Here is a 15824-nt window from a genome sequence, read left to right as displayed (position 1 = left end):
GCGAAACCATTAGCGGCCGTTACCGCAGGAATGGATATGTACACCATCAAAAAATCTTCGCCTGACACAAAGCCATCGCCGGCAAGCCGGTCTCGCTCCCACAGGGGGTTTTTCTGTTTCACAGACTTGCTCAACCACCACTCATATTCATGAACCGAACAATCTGCACGTCCCCCTCCGGAGTGAAATCATGGCGCAGCGGTTTACCGCGCAAAGCCTTTTGCACCGCATTGATCACCGGCTGGTCATCCAACGGATAACGCCGCAGCAACCCTCTCAAATCCAGCGCATCGTCCTGCCCCAGACACAACAGCAGCTTGCCTTCCACGGTCATCCGCACCCGGTTGCAAGTACCGCAGAAGTTGTGACTGTTGGGTGAAATGAAACCGATCCGGGTCTCGGGATGGCGTTCCAGGCGCACATAACGCGCCGGCCCGCCGCTGTTTTCCGTGCTGTCGAGCAAGCGATGACGCTGAGCAATCAACGTGCGCACGTCATCACTGGAACAAAACGATTCGCCCCGTGATCGCCCGACGTCGCCCAGCGGCATTTCTTCGATAAAACTGATATCGATGCGCTGGTCGATGGCGTATTGCACCAACGCCGGGACCTCATCGAAGTTGCGCCCCTTCATCACCACGCAGTTGAGCTTGATACGCTCAAACCCCGCATCCCGCGCCGCTTCGATGCCGCCCAGCACCTGATCGAGATCGCCGTTGCGGGTGATCGCGCGAAATTTCTGCGCGTCCAGGCTGTCGAGGCTGATGTTCATCCGTTTAACACCCGCCTCCACCAACGGCCTTGCCAGGCGGCCCAGCTGCGAGCCGTTGCTGGTCATCACCAGTTCGCGCAAACCGGGCAACGCGGCGATGTTGCGACACAGATCGACAATGCCGGGACGGATCAACGGCTCGCCGCCGGTAAGGCGAATCTTGCGCACGCCCAATCCGACGAACAACGTTGCCAGGCGCTGCAATTCCTCCAGCGTGAGCACCTGCTGACGCGGCAGGAAGGTCATGTTTTTCGCCATGCAATACACACAACGAAAATCACACCGGTCCGTCACCGACATCCGCAGATAATCGATCTGCCGCCCAAAACCATCCTGCATCACAGCGTTCATCACATCTCCCGGTTAGCCTTGAGGCTCACTGCACCAGCGGTGAGTCAGCGCCCTGCAAATGAATACCGCGAACATCCGCCGCGCCAATCAGGGTTTGCAGGTATTGCACCAGGGCCTTTTGCCAGACGCCCTGTTGCAACTGCGTGCGGATCGCCGTCGACACCGCTTCATAGGGCAACGGCATGCCTTCGATCCGCTGATCGACACTGACCACATGCCAGCCGTAACGACTTTCCAGTGGTTTGCTGGCCAGCCCCGGTGCCAGCGTGAACAGCTGCCGCTCCAGTTCCGGTACGGTCTGGCCTTTGCTGATCTGCCCCAGAGAACCGCCTTGCGCTTTCGACGGGCAGGCCGAATATTTCACCGCCAGCTCGGCGAAGCTGCCGGGGAAGTCTTCCAGCCGTTGCAGCAGGACTTCTGCCTGGGCATGCGCCAGCTCGCGGGCTTCGGCATCGTCCGGCGCGCACTCCAGCAGGATGTGCCGCACCGCCAGCAACGGCGCGCTGTGAAAGCGCCCGCGATTGTTTTCGTAGTAACGAAGGCTGGTTTGCTCGTCGCATTGCGGCACGATCACCTCGCGTTCGAGCAACAAGCGCGTGGCGGCTTCCTCTTCGTTCTCACCGGCACCGACCTCCAGCGACACGCCCAGTTCGGCAATGCGCTGCTGCAACAACTCGCGGATCACCAGCGCCTTGGCGGCCAGATACACCGCCTCTTCGCGGCTTTCGGCCGGGTGATATTGCAGCTCCTGGGCCATCGCTTCCGGGGTGATCACCACCTCGTTGACGCTGATGATCGGCCATTCCTGCTCGCTGCTGGCGATCAACTGCGCGGGCGCGTCATCGGCCGCCGGAGGCTCAACCGCGAGCTCTTCAAACGGTGCGACATCGTCCGGCACCGCAACCTCTACTTGTTTGGAAGATCCGCAGCCACCGCTGCCGCCGTTACCGCCGCCACATCCACATCCACCTGACATGATTGTCTCCTCAGAATTTCTGCCGAACGATTTGATAACGGCGTCCCAGGTACCAGACCGGTGCACTGATCACGTGTACGAGACGGGTGAAGGGGAACAGCACAAACAGGGTCAGGCCGAGAAACACGTGCAACTTGTAGGTCAGCCCGACCGGCGCGATGGAGGCCGCCGCTTCCGTCGGCCGCAACAGCACGGTGTTCTGCGCCCAGTCGGCGAGCATCACCATCACCGAACCGTCCATGTGCGCAGTGGACGCAACGATGGTCAGCAGGCCGAGCAGCAACTGCGCCAATAGCACCAGCAGAATCAGGATGTCCGACGTACTGGACGTGGCGCGGACCCGAGGGTCGCTCAGGCGCCGGTTGACCAGCATCAGCAGGCCGATCAGGCACAACAGGCCGAAGAACCCGCCGGACACCATCGCCAGCAACTGCTTGTTCTCAGTGCTGATGACATGGTGGTAAACCGACGCAGGCGTCAGCAGGCCGACGAAATGCCCGGCCAGCACGAACAACACACCGATGTGGAAGAAGTTGCTCGCCACGCGCATGCCGCGCTGGTTGAGCATTTGGCTGGAGCCCGCCTTCCAGGTGTACTGCGACAAGTCGAAGCGAGCCCAACTGCCGATCAGGCAAATGGCCAAAGCGATATAGGGATAAATCCCGAACAACAACAGGTTCCATTTAGACATTGCCTACCTCCTGGACTGGCGCGGAGGCCAGTCCTTCATGCTGAAAATCCACCCAGTGCAACGGCACCGCGCTTTCTTCCCGGGCCTTGCCCGGCGCGCTTGGCAGCGAACCGCAACGGTCCTGCTGTTCGGCCTGGAGAAAGTCCACGGCCTCCTCTTCCCAGATTTTGTCGAGGGCTTCGAGCGAGTCGTCGCGCACTTCCGCCGCGACTTGCTCACGCAGGTCGGCCACGGCCTGATGCGGTTCGGAGCCGGCAATCTGCAGCAGCGCCCGGAAGCAACTGGCGTAGGCGCTTTCACGCTCCTCCAGACGCGCCGCGAGCAAGGCCAGCAGGTGCGAGACATCCGCCAGGCCCTCGCGGGCCTCGATGTCTTCGCGAGTGGACAGAAACTCCAGGTACAGCGGGATGTAGTCCGGCAGCTCTTTGACGCCGATGGCAAAACCGGCGTCTTCGTACTGCGCCATCATGTCGACCATGGCCTGGCCACGGTCGCGGGACTCACCGTGCACGTGTTCGAACAACAGCAACGAGAGCGCGCGCCCCCGACCGAACAGCGCACCGTAGTGCTCCTGCCCGTCCATCAGGTCATTGGCGCAGATCAGCTCCAGCAACTCGAACAACGCACCGCGCTGCTTCGGGCTGATTTCCCGCGATTGAATGATCGCCTGCTCCAGTTCGTCACGGCCGCTGATCAGCGTTTCGGTCGGGTAATCGAGCAGCAGCGAAATCACTTTGAGAATTTGCATGCTCATTCCTCCCACAACTGCACGGTTTTCAGGACGTCGCGACGGTTGGCCTTTTTCGCGCCGAACATGTTGGTGTCGGAGCTGCCGCTGCAACCGCTGCCGAAACTGAAACCGCAACCGGAGCGTTCGGCAAAGGCGTCGCTCATGGCGTCTTCGCGGTGGGCGGTCGGCACTACAAAGCGGTCCTCATAGTTGGCGATTGCCAGGTAGCGGTACATTTCCTCGACCTGGTCCACGCTCAAACCGACGTCTGCCAGCACTTGCAGGTCTTGCACACCATCGACTTGCTCGGAACGCTTGTAGGCACGCATCGCCAGCAAGCGTTTCAGCGCACGCTTGACCGGTTTTTCATCGCCGGCAGTCAGCAGGTTGGCCAGGTACTTCAGTGGAATACGCAGGCTGTCGACGTCCGGAATCACCCCGTTCATGCCGACGGTGCCAGCGGTTGCGGCGTTTTGAATCGGCGACAGTGGCGGTACGTACCAGACCATCGGCAAGGTGCGGTATTCCGGGTGCAGTGGCAGCGCGAGCTTCCAGTCCACGGCCATTTTGTAGACCGGCGAACGCTGGGCGGAATCGATCACCGACTGCGGCACACCGTCTGCCAGGGCCTGACGGATCACCGCCGGGTCATTCGGGTCGAGGAAGATCTCCAGTTGTTTCTCGTACAGATCCTGCTCATTGGCGGTGCTCGCCACTTCGCTGATGCGGTCGGCGTCGTACAGCAACACGCCGAGGTAACGGATACGACCGACGCACGTTTCGGCGCACACGGTCGGCATCCCGGCTTCGATACGCGGGTAGCAGAAAATGCACTTCTCGGACTTGCCGCTTTTCCAGTTGAAGTAGATTTTCTTGTACGGGCAGCCGCTGATGCACATGCGCCAGCCACGGCATTTTTCCTGGTCGATAAGGACGATGCCGTCTTCTTCACGCTTGTAGATCGCCCCGCTCGGGCACGATGCCGCACACGCCGGGTTGAGGCAGTGCTCGCACAGGCGCGGCAAATACATCATGAATGTGTTTTCGTACTCGCCGTAGATGTCCGCCTGGATCTTGTCGAAGTTTTTGTCCTTGCGACGCTTGGCGAATTCGGTGCCGAGGATTTCTTCCCAGTTCGGGCCCCACTCGATTTTCTCCATGCGCTTGCCGGAGACCAGCGAGCGCGGGCGCGCCGTCGGCTGATGCTCGCCCAGCGGTGCGGTGTGCAGGTGCTGGTAATCGAAGTCGAACGGCTCGTAGTAGTCGTCGAGGCTCGGCAGGTCCGGGTTGGCAAAGATGTTGGCCAACACGCGGAACTTGCCGCCGATGCGCGGGTTGATCGAGCCGTTGGCATTACGGATCCAGCCGCCCTTCCACTTGTCCTGGTTTTCCCATTCTTTCGGGTAGCCGATCCCGGGTTTGCTTTCGACGTTGTTGAACCAGGCGTATTCCATGCCTTCACGGCTGGTCCAGACGTTTTTGCAGGTGATCGAGCAAGTGTGGCAACCGATGCACTTGTCCAGGTTCAGCACCATGCCGATTTGTGAGCGAATCTTCATCTCAGTTCTCCTCGATATCGGTCGGCAGAGGACGCGGCAGGTCATCACCGGACGAACCATCGAGCCAGTCGACTTTGGACATTTTGCGCACCACGACGAACTCGTCGCGGTTGCAACCGACCGTGCCGTAATAGTTGAAACCGTAGGCCTGCTGGGCATAGCCACCGATCATGTGGGTCGGTTTGAGCACGACGCGGGTCACCGAGTTGTGGTGGCCGCCACGGGTCTTGGTGGTTTCCGATCCGGGCACGTTCACGATCCGTTCCTGGGCGTGGTACATCATCACCATGCCGTCCTTGACCCGCTGACTGACCACCGCACGGGCGGTCAGCGCACCGTTGGCGTTGAAGCACTCGATCCAGTCGTTGTCCTCGATGCCGGCGCTTTTCGCGTCGTTCTCCGACAGCCAGACAATCGGGCCGCCACGGCTTAAGGTCAGCATCAGCAGGTTGTCGCTGTAGGTGCTGTGGATGCCCCACTTCTGGTGCGGCGTGATCCAGTTCAGGACGATTTCCTTGTGGCCGTTGCTGCGCTTGCCTTTCACCCCGGCGATGGTCCGGGTGTTGACCGGCGGCCGGTAACTCATCAGCTGCTCGCCGAACGCCTGCATCCACGGGTGATCCTGGTAGAACTGCTGGCGACCGGTGATGGTGCGCCATGGAATGGCTTCATGAACGTTGGTGTAACCGGCGTTGTAGCTGACGTGATCGTCTTCGAGCCCCGACCAGGTCGGGCTGGAAATGATCTTGCGTGGCTGCGCCTGGATGTCGCGGAAGCGAATCGCCTCATGCTCCTTGCCCACCGCCAGATGGCTGTGGTCGATGCCGGTGAATTCCGACAGCGCGGCCCAGGCCTTGACCGCTACGTGGCCGTTGGTTTCCGGTGCCAGCGACAGGATCACTTCCGCTGCATCGATGGCCGAGTCGATTTTCGGACGGCCGTGGCTGATGCCGGCGTCCCGTTCGTGGTGGTTGAGCTCACCGAGGAATTTCACTTCGGCCTCGGTGTTCCAGTTGATGCCCTTGCCGCCGTTGCCGTGTTTCTCCAGCAATGGCCCGAGGGACGAGAACTGCTTGTAGATGTTCGGGTAGTCGCGCTCGACCACGTGCAGGTTCGGTGCGTTTTTACCCGGCACCGGTGCCACGCCTTCGCTTTTCCAGTCGGTGCCGCCAAATGGCTGGGCCAGCTCGCCGACGCTGTCGTGCATCAGCGGAATGGTCACCAGATCCTTTTCGACGCCCAGGTGCCCTTCGGCCATGCTGGAAAACGCCTTGGCGATGCCTTTGTAGATTTCCCAGTCGGAACGCGATTCCCACGCCGGGTCGATCGCGGCCGACAACGGGTGAATGAACGGGTGCATGTCCGAGGTGTTCATGTCGTCTTTTTCGTACCAGGTCGCGGTCGGCAAGACGATGTCGGAATAGACGCAGGTCGAGGACATGCGGAAGTCCAGCGTAGTCACCAGATCGAGCTTGCCGATGGCGCCCTCGTCCACCCATTCGGCTTCTTCCGGTTTGCAGTCGCCGACCTGGCCGATGTCTTCGTTCATCACCCCGTTCTTGGTGCCGAGCAGGTACTTGAGCATGTACTCGTGGCCCTTGCCCGAGGAGCCCAGCAGGTTGGAGCGCCAGATGAACATGTTGCGCGGGAAGTTCACCGGGCTGTCCGGTTGTTCGCAAGAGAAGCGCAGCGAACCGTCCTGCAGCGACTTGACCACGTAGTCTTTCGGTTCCATGCCGGCAGCAGCGGCATCACGGCAAATGTGCAGCGGGTTGGTGTTGAGTTGCGGTGCGCTAGGCAACCAGCCGGCGCGTTCGGCGCGGATGTTGTAGTCCAGCGCATGCTCGGGGAATTGCGACTTGTCGGCCAATGGCGAGAGCACGTCGTGCATGCTCATCTTCTCGTGGCGCCACTGCGAGCTGTGGGCGTAGAAGAAGCTGGTGCCGTTCATTTGCCGAGGCGGACGGTTCCAGTCCAGGCCGAACGCCAGGGGCAGCCAGCCGCATTGCGGACGGAGTTTTTCCTGGCCGACGTAGTGCGCCCAACCGCCACCGGTCTGACCGACACACCCGCAGAGCATGAGCATGTTGATCAGCCCGCGGTAGTTCATGTCCATGTGGTACCAGTGATTCATCGCCGCGCCGACGATGATCATCGAGCGGCCCTTGGTCTTGTCGGCGTTATCGGCGAACTCACGGGCAATCTGGATCGCTTTCTCGCGGCTGACGCCGGTGATCTGCTCCTGCCAGGCCGGGGTGCCGGGCACCGAGGCGTCGTTGTAATCCTTGGCGACGTTTTCGCCACCCAGGCCACGGTCGATCGCCAGGTTAGCGGCCGACAGGTCGAACACGGTGGCGACTTTGGCCACGCTGCCGTCAGCCAGAACGAGGCTGTGCACCGGCACACGACGGTATTGCACGGCATCGCCGGCCACGTGCTGGAAGTGCTCGTGGGACTCGCCGGCAAAATACGGGAACGCCACTTCGGCCACGTCATCGCCGATCAGGCTCAGTTTCAGATCGATCTCGCGACCTTCGCCACCCTCACGCGGCAGGATGTTCCACTTGCCCTTCTCGCCCCAGCGATAACCGATGGAGCCCTGAGGGGACACCAGTTCGCCGCTGGTATCCAGGGCGATGGTTTTCCATTCCGGGTTGTTTTCCTGGCCGAGGTTGTCGGTCAAGTCGCTGGCGCGCAGGAAGCGGTCCGGCTGGTAACCGGCGCCCGGCGCCTTGTCGGCCATTTGCTTGAGCAGCACCAGCACCGGCAGATCGGTGAAGCGCTTGGCGTAGTCAGTGAAATAGGCGCTCGGTTTGTCCAGGTGGAATTCTTTGAAGATCACATGGTTGAAGGCCTGCGCCAGCGCCGCGTCGGTGCCCTGCTTGGGGTTCAGCCACAGGTCGGTGAGCTTGGCGACTTCCGAATAGTCCGGGGTGATCGCCACGGTCTTGGTGCCCTTGTAACGGACTTCGGTGAAGAAGTGCGCGTCGGGGGTACGGGTCTGCGGAACGTTGGAACCCCAGGCAATGATGTAGTTGGAGTTGTACCAGTCGGCCGATTCCGGCACGTCGGTCTGCTCGCCCCAAACCATCGGCGAGGCCGGTGGCAAGTCGCAATACCAGTCGTAGAAGCTCAGGCAGGCGCCGCCGATCAGCGACAGGTAACGCGAACCTGCGGCGTAGCTGACCATCGACATGGCCGGGATCGGCGAGAACCCGACGATCCGGTCGGGGCCGTACTGTTTGATGGTGTAGACGTTGGACGCCGCGATAATCTCGTTGACTTCGTCCCAGCTGGAACGAATGAAGCCGCCCATGCCGCGCTTGCTTTTATAGGAGTCGGACTTGGCCTTGTCCTCGACAATGCTGGCCCAGGCTTCGACCGGCGCCATGGTCTGGCGCGCATCGCGCCAGAGCTTGAGCAACGGTTTGCGGATTTTCGGGTACTTGAGCCGGTTGGCGCTGTAGATGTACCAGCTGTAACTGGCGCCGCGCGGGCAGCCACGAGGCTCATGGTTGGGCAGGTCGTTGCGGGTGCGCGGGTAGTCGGTCTGCTGGGTTTCCCAGGTGATCAGGCCGTTCTTCACGTAGATCTTCCACGAGCAAGACCCGGTGCAGTTCACCCCGTGGGTGGAACGCACGATCTTGTCGTACTGCCAGCGCGAACGGTAGACGTTCTCCCAGTCGCGCGACTCTTTGCGGGTCTCTCCATGACCCTCGGAAAACTCGTTTTGCTTGCGATTGAAAAACCGCAATTGATCCAGTAAATGACTCACGGTGTAGTCCTCTCAGGCTTGCTGCGGGGTTCTGTGCCCCGCCCACGCAATGGTTGGATTCGGGTCGTCTCAGCAGGGTGTCGCGGCGCCTTTGCGCGCGTACCACCACCAGGTCACGACGATGCAGCTCAGGTAAAAACCGACGAACATGTAGAAGGCCATCTCCGGTCCGCCGGTCTGGGCCATCGAAGTGCCGAAGGTTTTGGGAATGAAGAACGCACCGAAGGCGCCCATGGCTGAACTGAAGCCCAGGACGGCGGCGGACTCTTTGCCGGCATTCTTGAGTGCTTGTTCGCGTACGGCCGGGGATTTTCCGGCAGCGGCTTTTTCATGCTGGGTTCGGAAGATCACCGGGATCATGCGGAAGGTGGAGCCGTTGCCCACGCCGGTGGTGGTGAACAGCAGCATGAACATGCCGAGGAAGCCGTAGAAGTTGCCGCCCGTACCGTTCTGCGGCAGGAAGTGCATGACGCCGAAGACCATCACGATCATCGCGACGAAGTTCCACAAGGTCACTTTCGCGCCGCCGAGCTTGTCCGCCAGCCAGCCGCCCAATGGACGCACGAGCGCACCCACCAACGGGCCGAGGAAGGCGAATTTCAGCGCGATCACATCAGGGAACGAGGTTTTGATCAGCAATGGAAACGCAGCGGAAAAACCGATGAACGAACCGAAGGTCGCCAGGTACAACCAGCACATCAGCCAGTTGTGCTTGCGTTTGAAGATCACCGCTTGCTCGCTGAACGAGGCCCGCGCACTGGACAAATCGTTCATGCCAAACCAGGCCAGCACCGTCACCAGGACAATGAACGGCACCCAGATGAACCCGGCGTTCTGCAGCCACAATTGGCCACCGTCCGGCAGGGTTTGCGGGTTGCCGCCCATGAAGCCGAACACGCCGAAGGTAATCACCAGCGGTACGCAGAACTGCATCACCGAGACACCCAGGTTACCCAACCCGGCGTTGAGGCCCAGGGCCGTGCCTTGCTGGGACTTTGGGTAGAAGAAGCTGATGTTGGACATGCTCGAGGCGAAGTTGCCGCCGCCAAAACCGCAGAGCAAGGCAATCCATACGAACACGCTGTACGGGGTGCCCGGGTCCTGCACCGCGAAGCCCATCCAGATCGATGGCACCAGCAGCGATGCGGTGCTCAGGGCGGTCCAGCGCCGGCCACCGAAGATCGGCACCATAAAGGAATAGAACACGCGCAAGGTCGCGCCGGACAGCCCCGGCAACGCCGCCAGCCAGAACAACTGGTCGGTGGTGAAGGTGAAGCCGATGGCGTTCAGACGCACGATCACCGTGCTCCAGACCATCCACACCGCGAAGGCCAACAGCAGCGCGGGAATGGAGATCCACAGGTTGCGCGTGGCGGTCTGTTTGCCGCTGCTTCCCCAGAACGCAGGGTCCTCGGGGCGCCAGTCATGAATGACCGGCCCTTTATCAGGCTTTTGCAGAACGGACATGTTGTTCTCCTTGGGCAATGCTGGAAATCGGGGACGGGGTCAGCGTCGGCGCTTTACCAAGCACCGGGCTTTTGCGCATTTCGCTGAAGTACATCCAGGTGAGGGAGACCCAGACCACGCCGTACATCAACATGAAGCAGGACGAGCGCACGCCGGTGAGGTCCACCAGGGCGCCAAACATGATCGGCAGCACGAAACCGCCCAGGCCACCGGCCAGACCGACGATGCCGGACACCGCGCCCATGTTTTTCGGGTAGTCATTGGCGATGTATTTGAAGACCGAGGCCTTGCCGAACGCGAAGGCAATGCCCATGACGAACAGCAGCACGGTGAACAGCGCGGGATTGAGGCCGATGTGGAAATCCACGGTGCCGTTGATGGTCTGCACTTGCAGTTGGGTCTGTGGGTACGAGAGCAGGAACAGGCAGATCCAGCTGACCCACAACACCCACCAGGTCACGCTTTGCGCGCCCCAGCGATCCGACATCCAGCCGCCGACGGCACGCAGCACGCCACCGGGCAGGGAAAAACACGCCGCCAGCAGCGCCGCGCTTTGCAGGCTGAAACCGTATTCCTGCACGTAGTACTTGGTCATCCACAGCGCGAGGGCCACATAGCCGCCGAAGACGATCGAGTAGTACTGGCAGTAGCGCCACACCGCAGGATCTTTCAGCGAACGCAGTTGCTCACGCAGCGTGGCGCCCGAGGCACTGCGGTGGTCCTTGTTTTCGGCACTGAGGAACCAGAACGACAGCGCAGTGATAAAGAGGATGGCGCTGAAGACTTTCGGCACCAGCTGCCAACTGCCGGCGGCGATCAGGGCCGGGGCGAGGAATTTGGTGACCGCCGCCCCGGCGTTACCGGCGCCGAAGATGCCCATGGCGAAGCCTTGGTTCTCTTTGTCGAACCACTTGGCGACGTAGGCAATCCCGACTGAGAACGAGCCGCCGGCCAAACCGACGAACAGGCCCAGCAGCAAAAACTGCCAATAAGCGGTGGCGTGGCTGATCAGGTACAGCGGTGCGACGCAGGACAGCATCAGCAGAAAGAACACGCTGCGCCCGCCAAAGCGGTCGGTCAGCAGCCCCAGCGGCAAACGCACCAGCGAGCCGGTCAAGACCGGGGTCGCGGCCAGCAGGCCGAACTGGGTTTCGTTGAGCTGGAGCAGTTCCTTGATCGGCACACCGAGCACGGCAAACATCATCCAGACCATGAAACATACAGTGAAGGCCAGCGTGCTCATGCCCAGCACCAAGCCTTGTCGTACACGGGGTTGGGTCACAATGCTCTCCAGTCAGTTAGCCATGGCGGCAGACTAGAGAGAGCAACCCCGTAAAAACTTGATCCACGTCAACGAAGCCCAAGCGGGCCCAAGCCTATGCTTGCACTGTCTACCTCCAAGGAGGTAGACCGGAGAATGCTTAAAACCCCTTGTTTATCAGCGTTTTAACTTTTTCCACCCAGTGTTCTGTCGACAGGGAGCCGTCGACAACTCTTTAGAGGTAGCGCGCCTCTGGATCGCCTTCGCTGGCAAGCCTCGCTCCTACAGGTTAGGTATCGATCACTGAAACGCCGGTAACTGTAGGAGCGAGGCTTGCCCGCGAAGAGGCCATAACAAACAACCTCACTCTGGAGCTGTACATGCTCTGCTTTCTGCTTTACCCCCGGGACCTGCGCCGATGATTCGCTGGTTGCGCAGCTCCCTGCCCGCCCGCGCCGGGCTCGCGGTGATCCTGATCGCCGTGCTCGCGCTCGCCAGCTCGTTGAGCGCCGGGTTGATCGCCTGGTTCAGCCAGGGTGATGCCGCCGCCATCAACACCGCGGGTTCGGTGCGCATGGAAACCTACCACCTGAGCTGGAAACTCGCCGCCGGTGCCACCGATGAAGAAATCATCGGCATCACCGACAGCCTGCAACGTCGCCTCAACAGTCAGTCACTCAAGGCCGTGCTGGAAGATGGCCCGACCACCGCGTTGCAAACCAGCTATAGGCAACTCCAGCAACAATGGAACGAAGCGTTGCGCCCGGCGCTGGAACGCGGCGATGCCGTGGCATTTCAAGCCCAGGCCCGGCCGTTCGTTGAGCAACTGAACCAGTTCGTCAGCCTGCTCCAGCGCCAGAGCGAACAAAAGCAGGGCTGGCAACAAGTGATCCAGGGCATGGCGCTGTTCACCACCATGATTGTCCTGCTGATCGGTTTGTACGAGTTGCAGTACGGCGTCGTCACGCCCCTCAAGGAGCTGGTGGACGCAACCCAGCGCTTTCGACGCGGTGATTTCAAGGTGCGGGTCAACCATCAGTCCCAGGACGAACTGGGCCAGTTGGCCACGAGTTTCAACGCCATGGCCGAAACGATAGAAGAGTCGCACCGCACGCTGGAAAGTCAGGTCCGGCAAAAAACCCTGAACCTGCAACAAGCCAACGCCGCGCTGGAGTTGCTCTATCAAAGCAGTCGCAGCCTGGCCACACGCCTGGCCAATGCCGAAGGGCTGGACGAGTTGATCCGGCGCTTCCAGCAACGCCTGCCGGGCCTGCGCCTGTCGCTGTGTTTGCAAGGCCAGGCGCAGGCGCCTGCCCAGCAACTGATCGCCCTGCATGGCGCCAACATCCGCGACGTCTGCGCCAGTAGCGACTGCGCCACGTGCCAGAAACACCACGACGCGAGGCCGCAATCCTTCAGCATCAGCAACCAGGGCAGCGAACTGGGTGAACTCAAGGCCTACTTTGTCGACGGCCACCCCACGCAAGCCTGGGAAACCCAACTGATCCAGGCCCTGGCCAACCTGATCGGCACTTCGCTCTCACTCAAGCGCCAACGGGAACAGGATCATCGGCTGCTGTTGCTGGAAGAGCGCACGATCATCGCCCGCGAACTGCACGACTCACTGGCCCAGGCCCTGTCCTACATGAAGCTGCAAGTCAGCCGCATGCAGACCCTGATGCGCCGGGGCGAACCGGTGCAGACTCTGGAAAACGTCACCGCCGAATTGCGCGAAGGACTGAACAATGCCTACCGCCAATTGCGCGAACTGCTGACCACTTTCCGCTTGCAGATTAACGATGCCGGGCTGGTGCAGGAGCTCAAGGACACCGCCGCAGAATTCTCCCGTCGCGGCGAATTCCAGGTGCACTTGCACGTCGATGCGCTGGCCTTTCAGCTCTCGGCCAGCGAGCAGATCCACATTTTGCAGATCACCCGCGAGGCGCTCTCCAATTGCCTGCGCCATGCCCACGCGCAAAACGCCTGGCTGGAACTGCGTCAGGACGGCGAAACCGTCAGGCTGTCGGTCGAAGACGACGGGCGCGGCTTCAGCGGCGACGTCGACCAGCGCGAACATCATGGCCTGAACATCATGGATGAGCGGGCGCGGAGCTTGCGCGGCCACTTGCACATATTTTCCAGGGAGCCTCAAGGCACCCTCGTCCAGCTGGAATTCCACCCGGAATTTCTCGGACAGCACACAGAAGGTAGCGTCACATGAACCCGTCCCCACACCATAGAATCCTGCTGGTAGACGACCATCCCATGATGCGTCGCGGCATCCGCCAAATGCTCGAACTCGAAGATGACTTCCTGATCGTCGGCGAAGCCAACCATGGCGAGGAAGCACTCAGCCTGATCGAACCGCTGCAACCGGACCTGGTGTTGCTCGACAACAACATGCCGCAAATGAACGGCATTGAAACCCTGCGTCGACTGCGCGCGATGCACTACACCGGCAAAGTGTTGCTGTTCACCGTGTCGGACGCCGAAGACGATATTCGCGACGCGTTGCGCCTGGATGCCGACGGTTATCTGCTCAAGGACATGGAGCCCGAACTGTTGATCCAGTACATCCGCGAAGCGTTGGACGGTGCATTGGTCATCAGCCCCGGCCTGACCCAGGTCATGGCGCAGGCGTTACGCTCGCCGCCACGCCAGGCCGTGGTTGAACTGACCGAGCGCGAACGCCAGGTGTTGAAAACCATCGCCAGCGGCTTCAGCAACAAGGTCATCGGGCACAAGCTGGGCATCACCGAAGGGACGGTCAAGGTTCACGTCAAGAACCTGCTGCACAAACTCGGCTTGCGCTCGCGGGTCGAGGCGGCGGTGTGGGCCATGGAGCATCTGCGCAGTGCGGGCTGACGGCCATGCCTCCTTGGAGGTAGGCCTGCAGAGGCATAGGTCAACCGGCCTGCGCTCTCTACTATGACCGTCAGCGGAGGTACGCCATGCTGACCCACCCTTCCATCGTTTTAACGTTGCGCCGTCATCATCTGTTCAGCCAATTGCCGGAGAAAGTCTTCGAGGAAGTCTGTGCCCTGGCCATGCTCAAGCGCCTGCCCTGTCACAGCACGCTCATGCATCAGGGCGATCCGGCCAAACGCTTTTTTCTGCTGGTCAGCGGCCAGGTCAAGTTGTACCGGCTCACTGGCGAAGGCCAGGAAAACCTGGTGGAGATCATCCAGCCCGGGCAAACCTTTGCCGAAGCGCTGCTGTTCAGCCAGGCCCGGCTCTACCCGGTGAGCGCCACCGCGTTGAAGGACAGCGTGCTGGTCAGCATCGAGGGCACCCACTATCGCAATGCCCTGGAGGACCAGCCGAAAGTCTGCCTGGCGATTCTGGCGAGTATGAGCGTGCACCTGCACCTGCGGCTGCGGGACATCGACACCTTGACCATGGCGAGCGCGAGCCGTCGGGTGATCAATTTCCTGTTTCAGGAACGCAACCCGGTCACCGGCCAGATTGTCTTGCAGATGTCCAAACGCCTGGTGGCGTCGAAGCTGGGGATTCAGCCGGAAACCTTTTCGCGGATTTTGCATCGCCTGGTGGACAGCGGCCTGATCGCCATGGAGCGACGCCACATCAGCATCCTCGCGGAAGAGGACCTGGCGGCGTTCCAATAACCGGAATTGACTGCCATCAATGCGCATTGCCCTGTGCCTTGCACACTTGAACACCCCATCAACGGAGAGCGTCAATGCCCCCTTCGACTTTGCCTCTGGTCTATGCCTGTTCCGGCTGTTCCAATGTTGCGCAACTGGCCAACACATTGGCTGTGCGCCTGGATCGCAGTGGCGTTGCTGAAATGTCCTGCATTGCCGGTGTCGGCGGGCATGTGGCCGCGCTGGTCAACAAGGCGCGGTCGGGGCGGCGGATCTTTGCGCTGGATGGTTGCCCGCTGCAATGTGTCGAGAACTGTCTGAAGCAGCATGGATTGCATGCGGATGTGCATTTGATTCTGAGTCATTACGGGTTGCGTAAACGTTATGGCGAGGATTGCACCGAGGCGCAGAGCGATGAGTTGTTTGAGGGGATCAGGGGGTTGATTGTCAGTGATACCCGGCAGCATGAAAGTCGGGTTTGAGGGGAGCGAGCATTCCCTGTAGGAGCCGGCTTGCTGGCGATGGCTGTGTTTCAGCTAACGAGTTTTTTGATGGGGTACATATCCATTGCTGCGGTAACGGCGGCTATTGGTTTCGCCCTTACGGCGAGTCACTTGGAGAAGCGCCAAGTAACCAA

Annotated in this window: 12 protein-coding genes; 4 read left to right on the top strand and 8 right to left on the bottom strand. The window is 60.8% G+C overall.

Translation table 11 applies throughout. From position 1 onward, the window contains the following. Window positions 1–130: 130 nt before the first annotated feature. The 8 genes from moaA to PMI32_RS10885 all read right to left on the bottom strand — a co-directional run bounded on the left by moaA (window position 131) and on the right by PMI32_RS10885 (window position 11603). A complete protein-coding gene (gene moaA / locus PMI32_RS10850) occupies window positions 131–1123 on the bottom strand; it encodes a GTP 3',8-cyclase MoaA (RefSeq protein WP_008031001.1) in 993 nt (330 codons plus the stop codon). A gap of 25 nt (window positions 1124–1148) precedes the next feature. Further along, window positions 1149–2099, bottom strand: a complete 951-nt coding sequence (locus PMI32_RS10855; protein WP_008031000.1) for a peptidylprolyl isomerase — start codon at window positions 2097–2099, stop codon at window positions 1149–1151. A gap of 10 nt (window positions 2100–2109) precedes the next feature. Next, window positions 2110–2790, bottom strand: a complete 681-nt coding sequence (gene narI / locus PMI32_RS10860) for a respiratory nitrate reductase subunit gamma (RefSeq protein ID WP_008030998.1) — start codon at window positions 2788–2790, stop codon at window positions 2110–2112. Then, the gene (gene narJ, locus PMI32_RS10865) at window positions 2783–3538 is read right to left on the bottom strand and encodes a nitrate reductase molybdenum cofactor assembly chaperone (RefSeq protein WP_008030997.1); all 756 of its coding nucleotides are present in this window, start codon (window positions 3536–3538) and stop codon (window positions 2783–2785) included. Before narJ ends, narI begins: the two co-directional genes overlap by 8 nt. A gap of 2 nt (window positions 3539–3540) precedes the next feature. Beyond that, window positions 3541–5079, bottom strand: a complete 1539-nt coding sequence (narH, locus tag PMI32_RS10870) for a nitrate reductase subunit beta (protein ID WP_008030993.1) — start codon at window positions 5077–5079, stop codon at window positions 3541–3543. A 1-nt stretch (window position 5080) separates the two neighbouring features. After that, window positions 5081–8854 (bottom strand): nitrate reductase subunit alpha, encoded by a 3774-nt coding sequence (locus PMI32_RS10875; protein WP_008030991.1) that lies wholly within the window; start codon window positions 8852–8854, stop codon window positions 5081–5083. A gap of 69 nt (window positions 8855–8923) precedes the next feature. Then, window positions 8924–10321 (bottom strand): NarK family nitrate/nitrite MFS transporter, encoded by a 1398-nt coding sequence (locus PMI32_RS10880; RefSeq protein WP_008030988.1) that lies wholly within the window; start codon window positions 10319–10321, stop codon window positions 8924–8926. Then, window positions 10299–11603: an MFS transporter gene (locus PMI32_RS10885; RefSeq protein ID WP_008030986.1), complete on the bottom strand. Its 1305-nt coding sequence runs from the start codon at window positions 11601–11603 to the stop codon at window positions 10299–10301. Before PMI32_RS10885 ends, PMI32_RS10880 begins: the two co-directional genes overlap by 23 nt. Window positions 11604–12000: 397 nt before the next feature. Here PMI32_RS10885 and PMI32_RS10890 point away from each other — a divergent pair, with 397 nt between their 5' ends. The 4 genes from PMI32_RS10890 to PMI32_RS10905 all read left to right on the top strand — a co-directional run bounded on the left by PMI32_RS10890 (window position 12001) and on the right by PMI32_RS10905 (window position 15669). Then, entirely contained in the window at window positions 12001–13803 is a 1803-nt protein-coding gene (locus PMI32_RS10890) for a HAMP domain-containing protein (protein ID WP_008030983.1), read from the top strand. Then, window positions 13800–14447, top strand: coding sequence for a two-component system response regulator NarL (narL, locus tag PMI32_RS10895; protein ID WP_008030980.1), 648 nt, complete (start codon window positions 13800–13802; stop codon window positions 14445–14447). Before PMI32_RS10890 ends, narL begins: the two co-directional genes overlap by 4 nt. Before the next feature lie 86 nt (window positions 14448–14533). Further along, the gene (locus PMI32_RS10900; protein WP_008030978.1) at window positions 14534–15208 is read left to right on the top strand and encodes a Crp/Fnr family transcriptional regulator; all 675 of its coding nucleotides are present in this window, start codon (window positions 14534–14536) and stop codon (window positions 15206–15208) included. A gap of 74 nt (window positions 15209–15282) precedes the next feature. Next, window positions 15283–15669 (top strand): putative zinc-binding protein, encoded by a 387-nt coding sequence (locus tag PMI32_RS10905; RefSeq protein ID WP_008030976.1) that lies wholly within the window; start codon window positions 15283–15285, stop codon window positions 15667–15669. Window positions 15670–15824 lie beyond the last annotated feature (155 nt).

It is taken from the genome of Pseudomonas sp. GM60, assembly GCF_000282415.1.
In the GTDB taxonomy this organism is placed as follows: Bacteria; Pseudomonadota; Gammaproteobacteria; order Pseudomonadales; family Pseudomonadaceae; genus Aquipseudomonas; species Aquipseudomonas migulae.
This window is presented reverse-complemented; position numbering and strand designations above follow the sequence as displayed.

Bases quoted from the DNA above. Each gene is read 5' to 3' on its own strand.
- PMI32_RS10900 (WP_008030978.1), top strand. From the start codon at position 14,534: ATGCTGACCCACCCTTCCATCGTTTTAACGTTGCGCCGTCATCATCTG.
- narI (WP_008030998.1), bottom strand. From the start codon at position 2,790: ATGTCTAAATGGAACCTGTTGTTGTTCGGGATTTATCCCTATATCGCT.
- moaA (WP_008031001.1), bottom strand. From the start codon at position 1,123: ATGAACGCTGTGATGCAGGATGGTTTTGGGCGGCAGATCGATTATCTG.
- PMI32_RS10855 (WP_008031000.1), bottom strand. From the start codon at position 2,099: ATGTCAGGTGGATGTGGATGTGGCGGCGGTAACGGCGGCAGCGGTGGC.
- PMI32_RS10880 (WP_008030988.1), bottom strand. From the start codon at position 10,321: ATGTCCGTTCTGCAAAAGCCTGATAAAGGGCCGGTCATTCATGACTGG.
- narL (WP_008030980.1), top strand. From the start codon at position 13,800: ATGAACCCGTCCCCACACCATAGAATCCTGCTGGTAGACGACCATCCC.
- narH (WP_008030993.1), bottom strand. From the start codon at position 5,079: ATGAAGATTCGCTCACAAATCGGCATGGTGCTGAACCTGGACAAGTGC.
- PMI32_RS10905 (WP_008030976.1), top strand. From the start codon at position 15,283: ATGCCCCCTTCGACTTTGCCTCTGGTCTATGCCTGTTCCGGCTGTTCC.
- PMI32_RS10890 (WP_008030983.1), top strand. From the start codon at position 12,001: ATGATTCGCTGGTTGCGCAGCTCCCTGCCCGCCCGCGCCGGGCTCGCG.
- narJ (WP_008030997.1), bottom strand. From the start codon at position 3,538: ATGCAAATTCTCAAAGTGATTTCGCTGCTGCTCGATTACCCGACCGAA.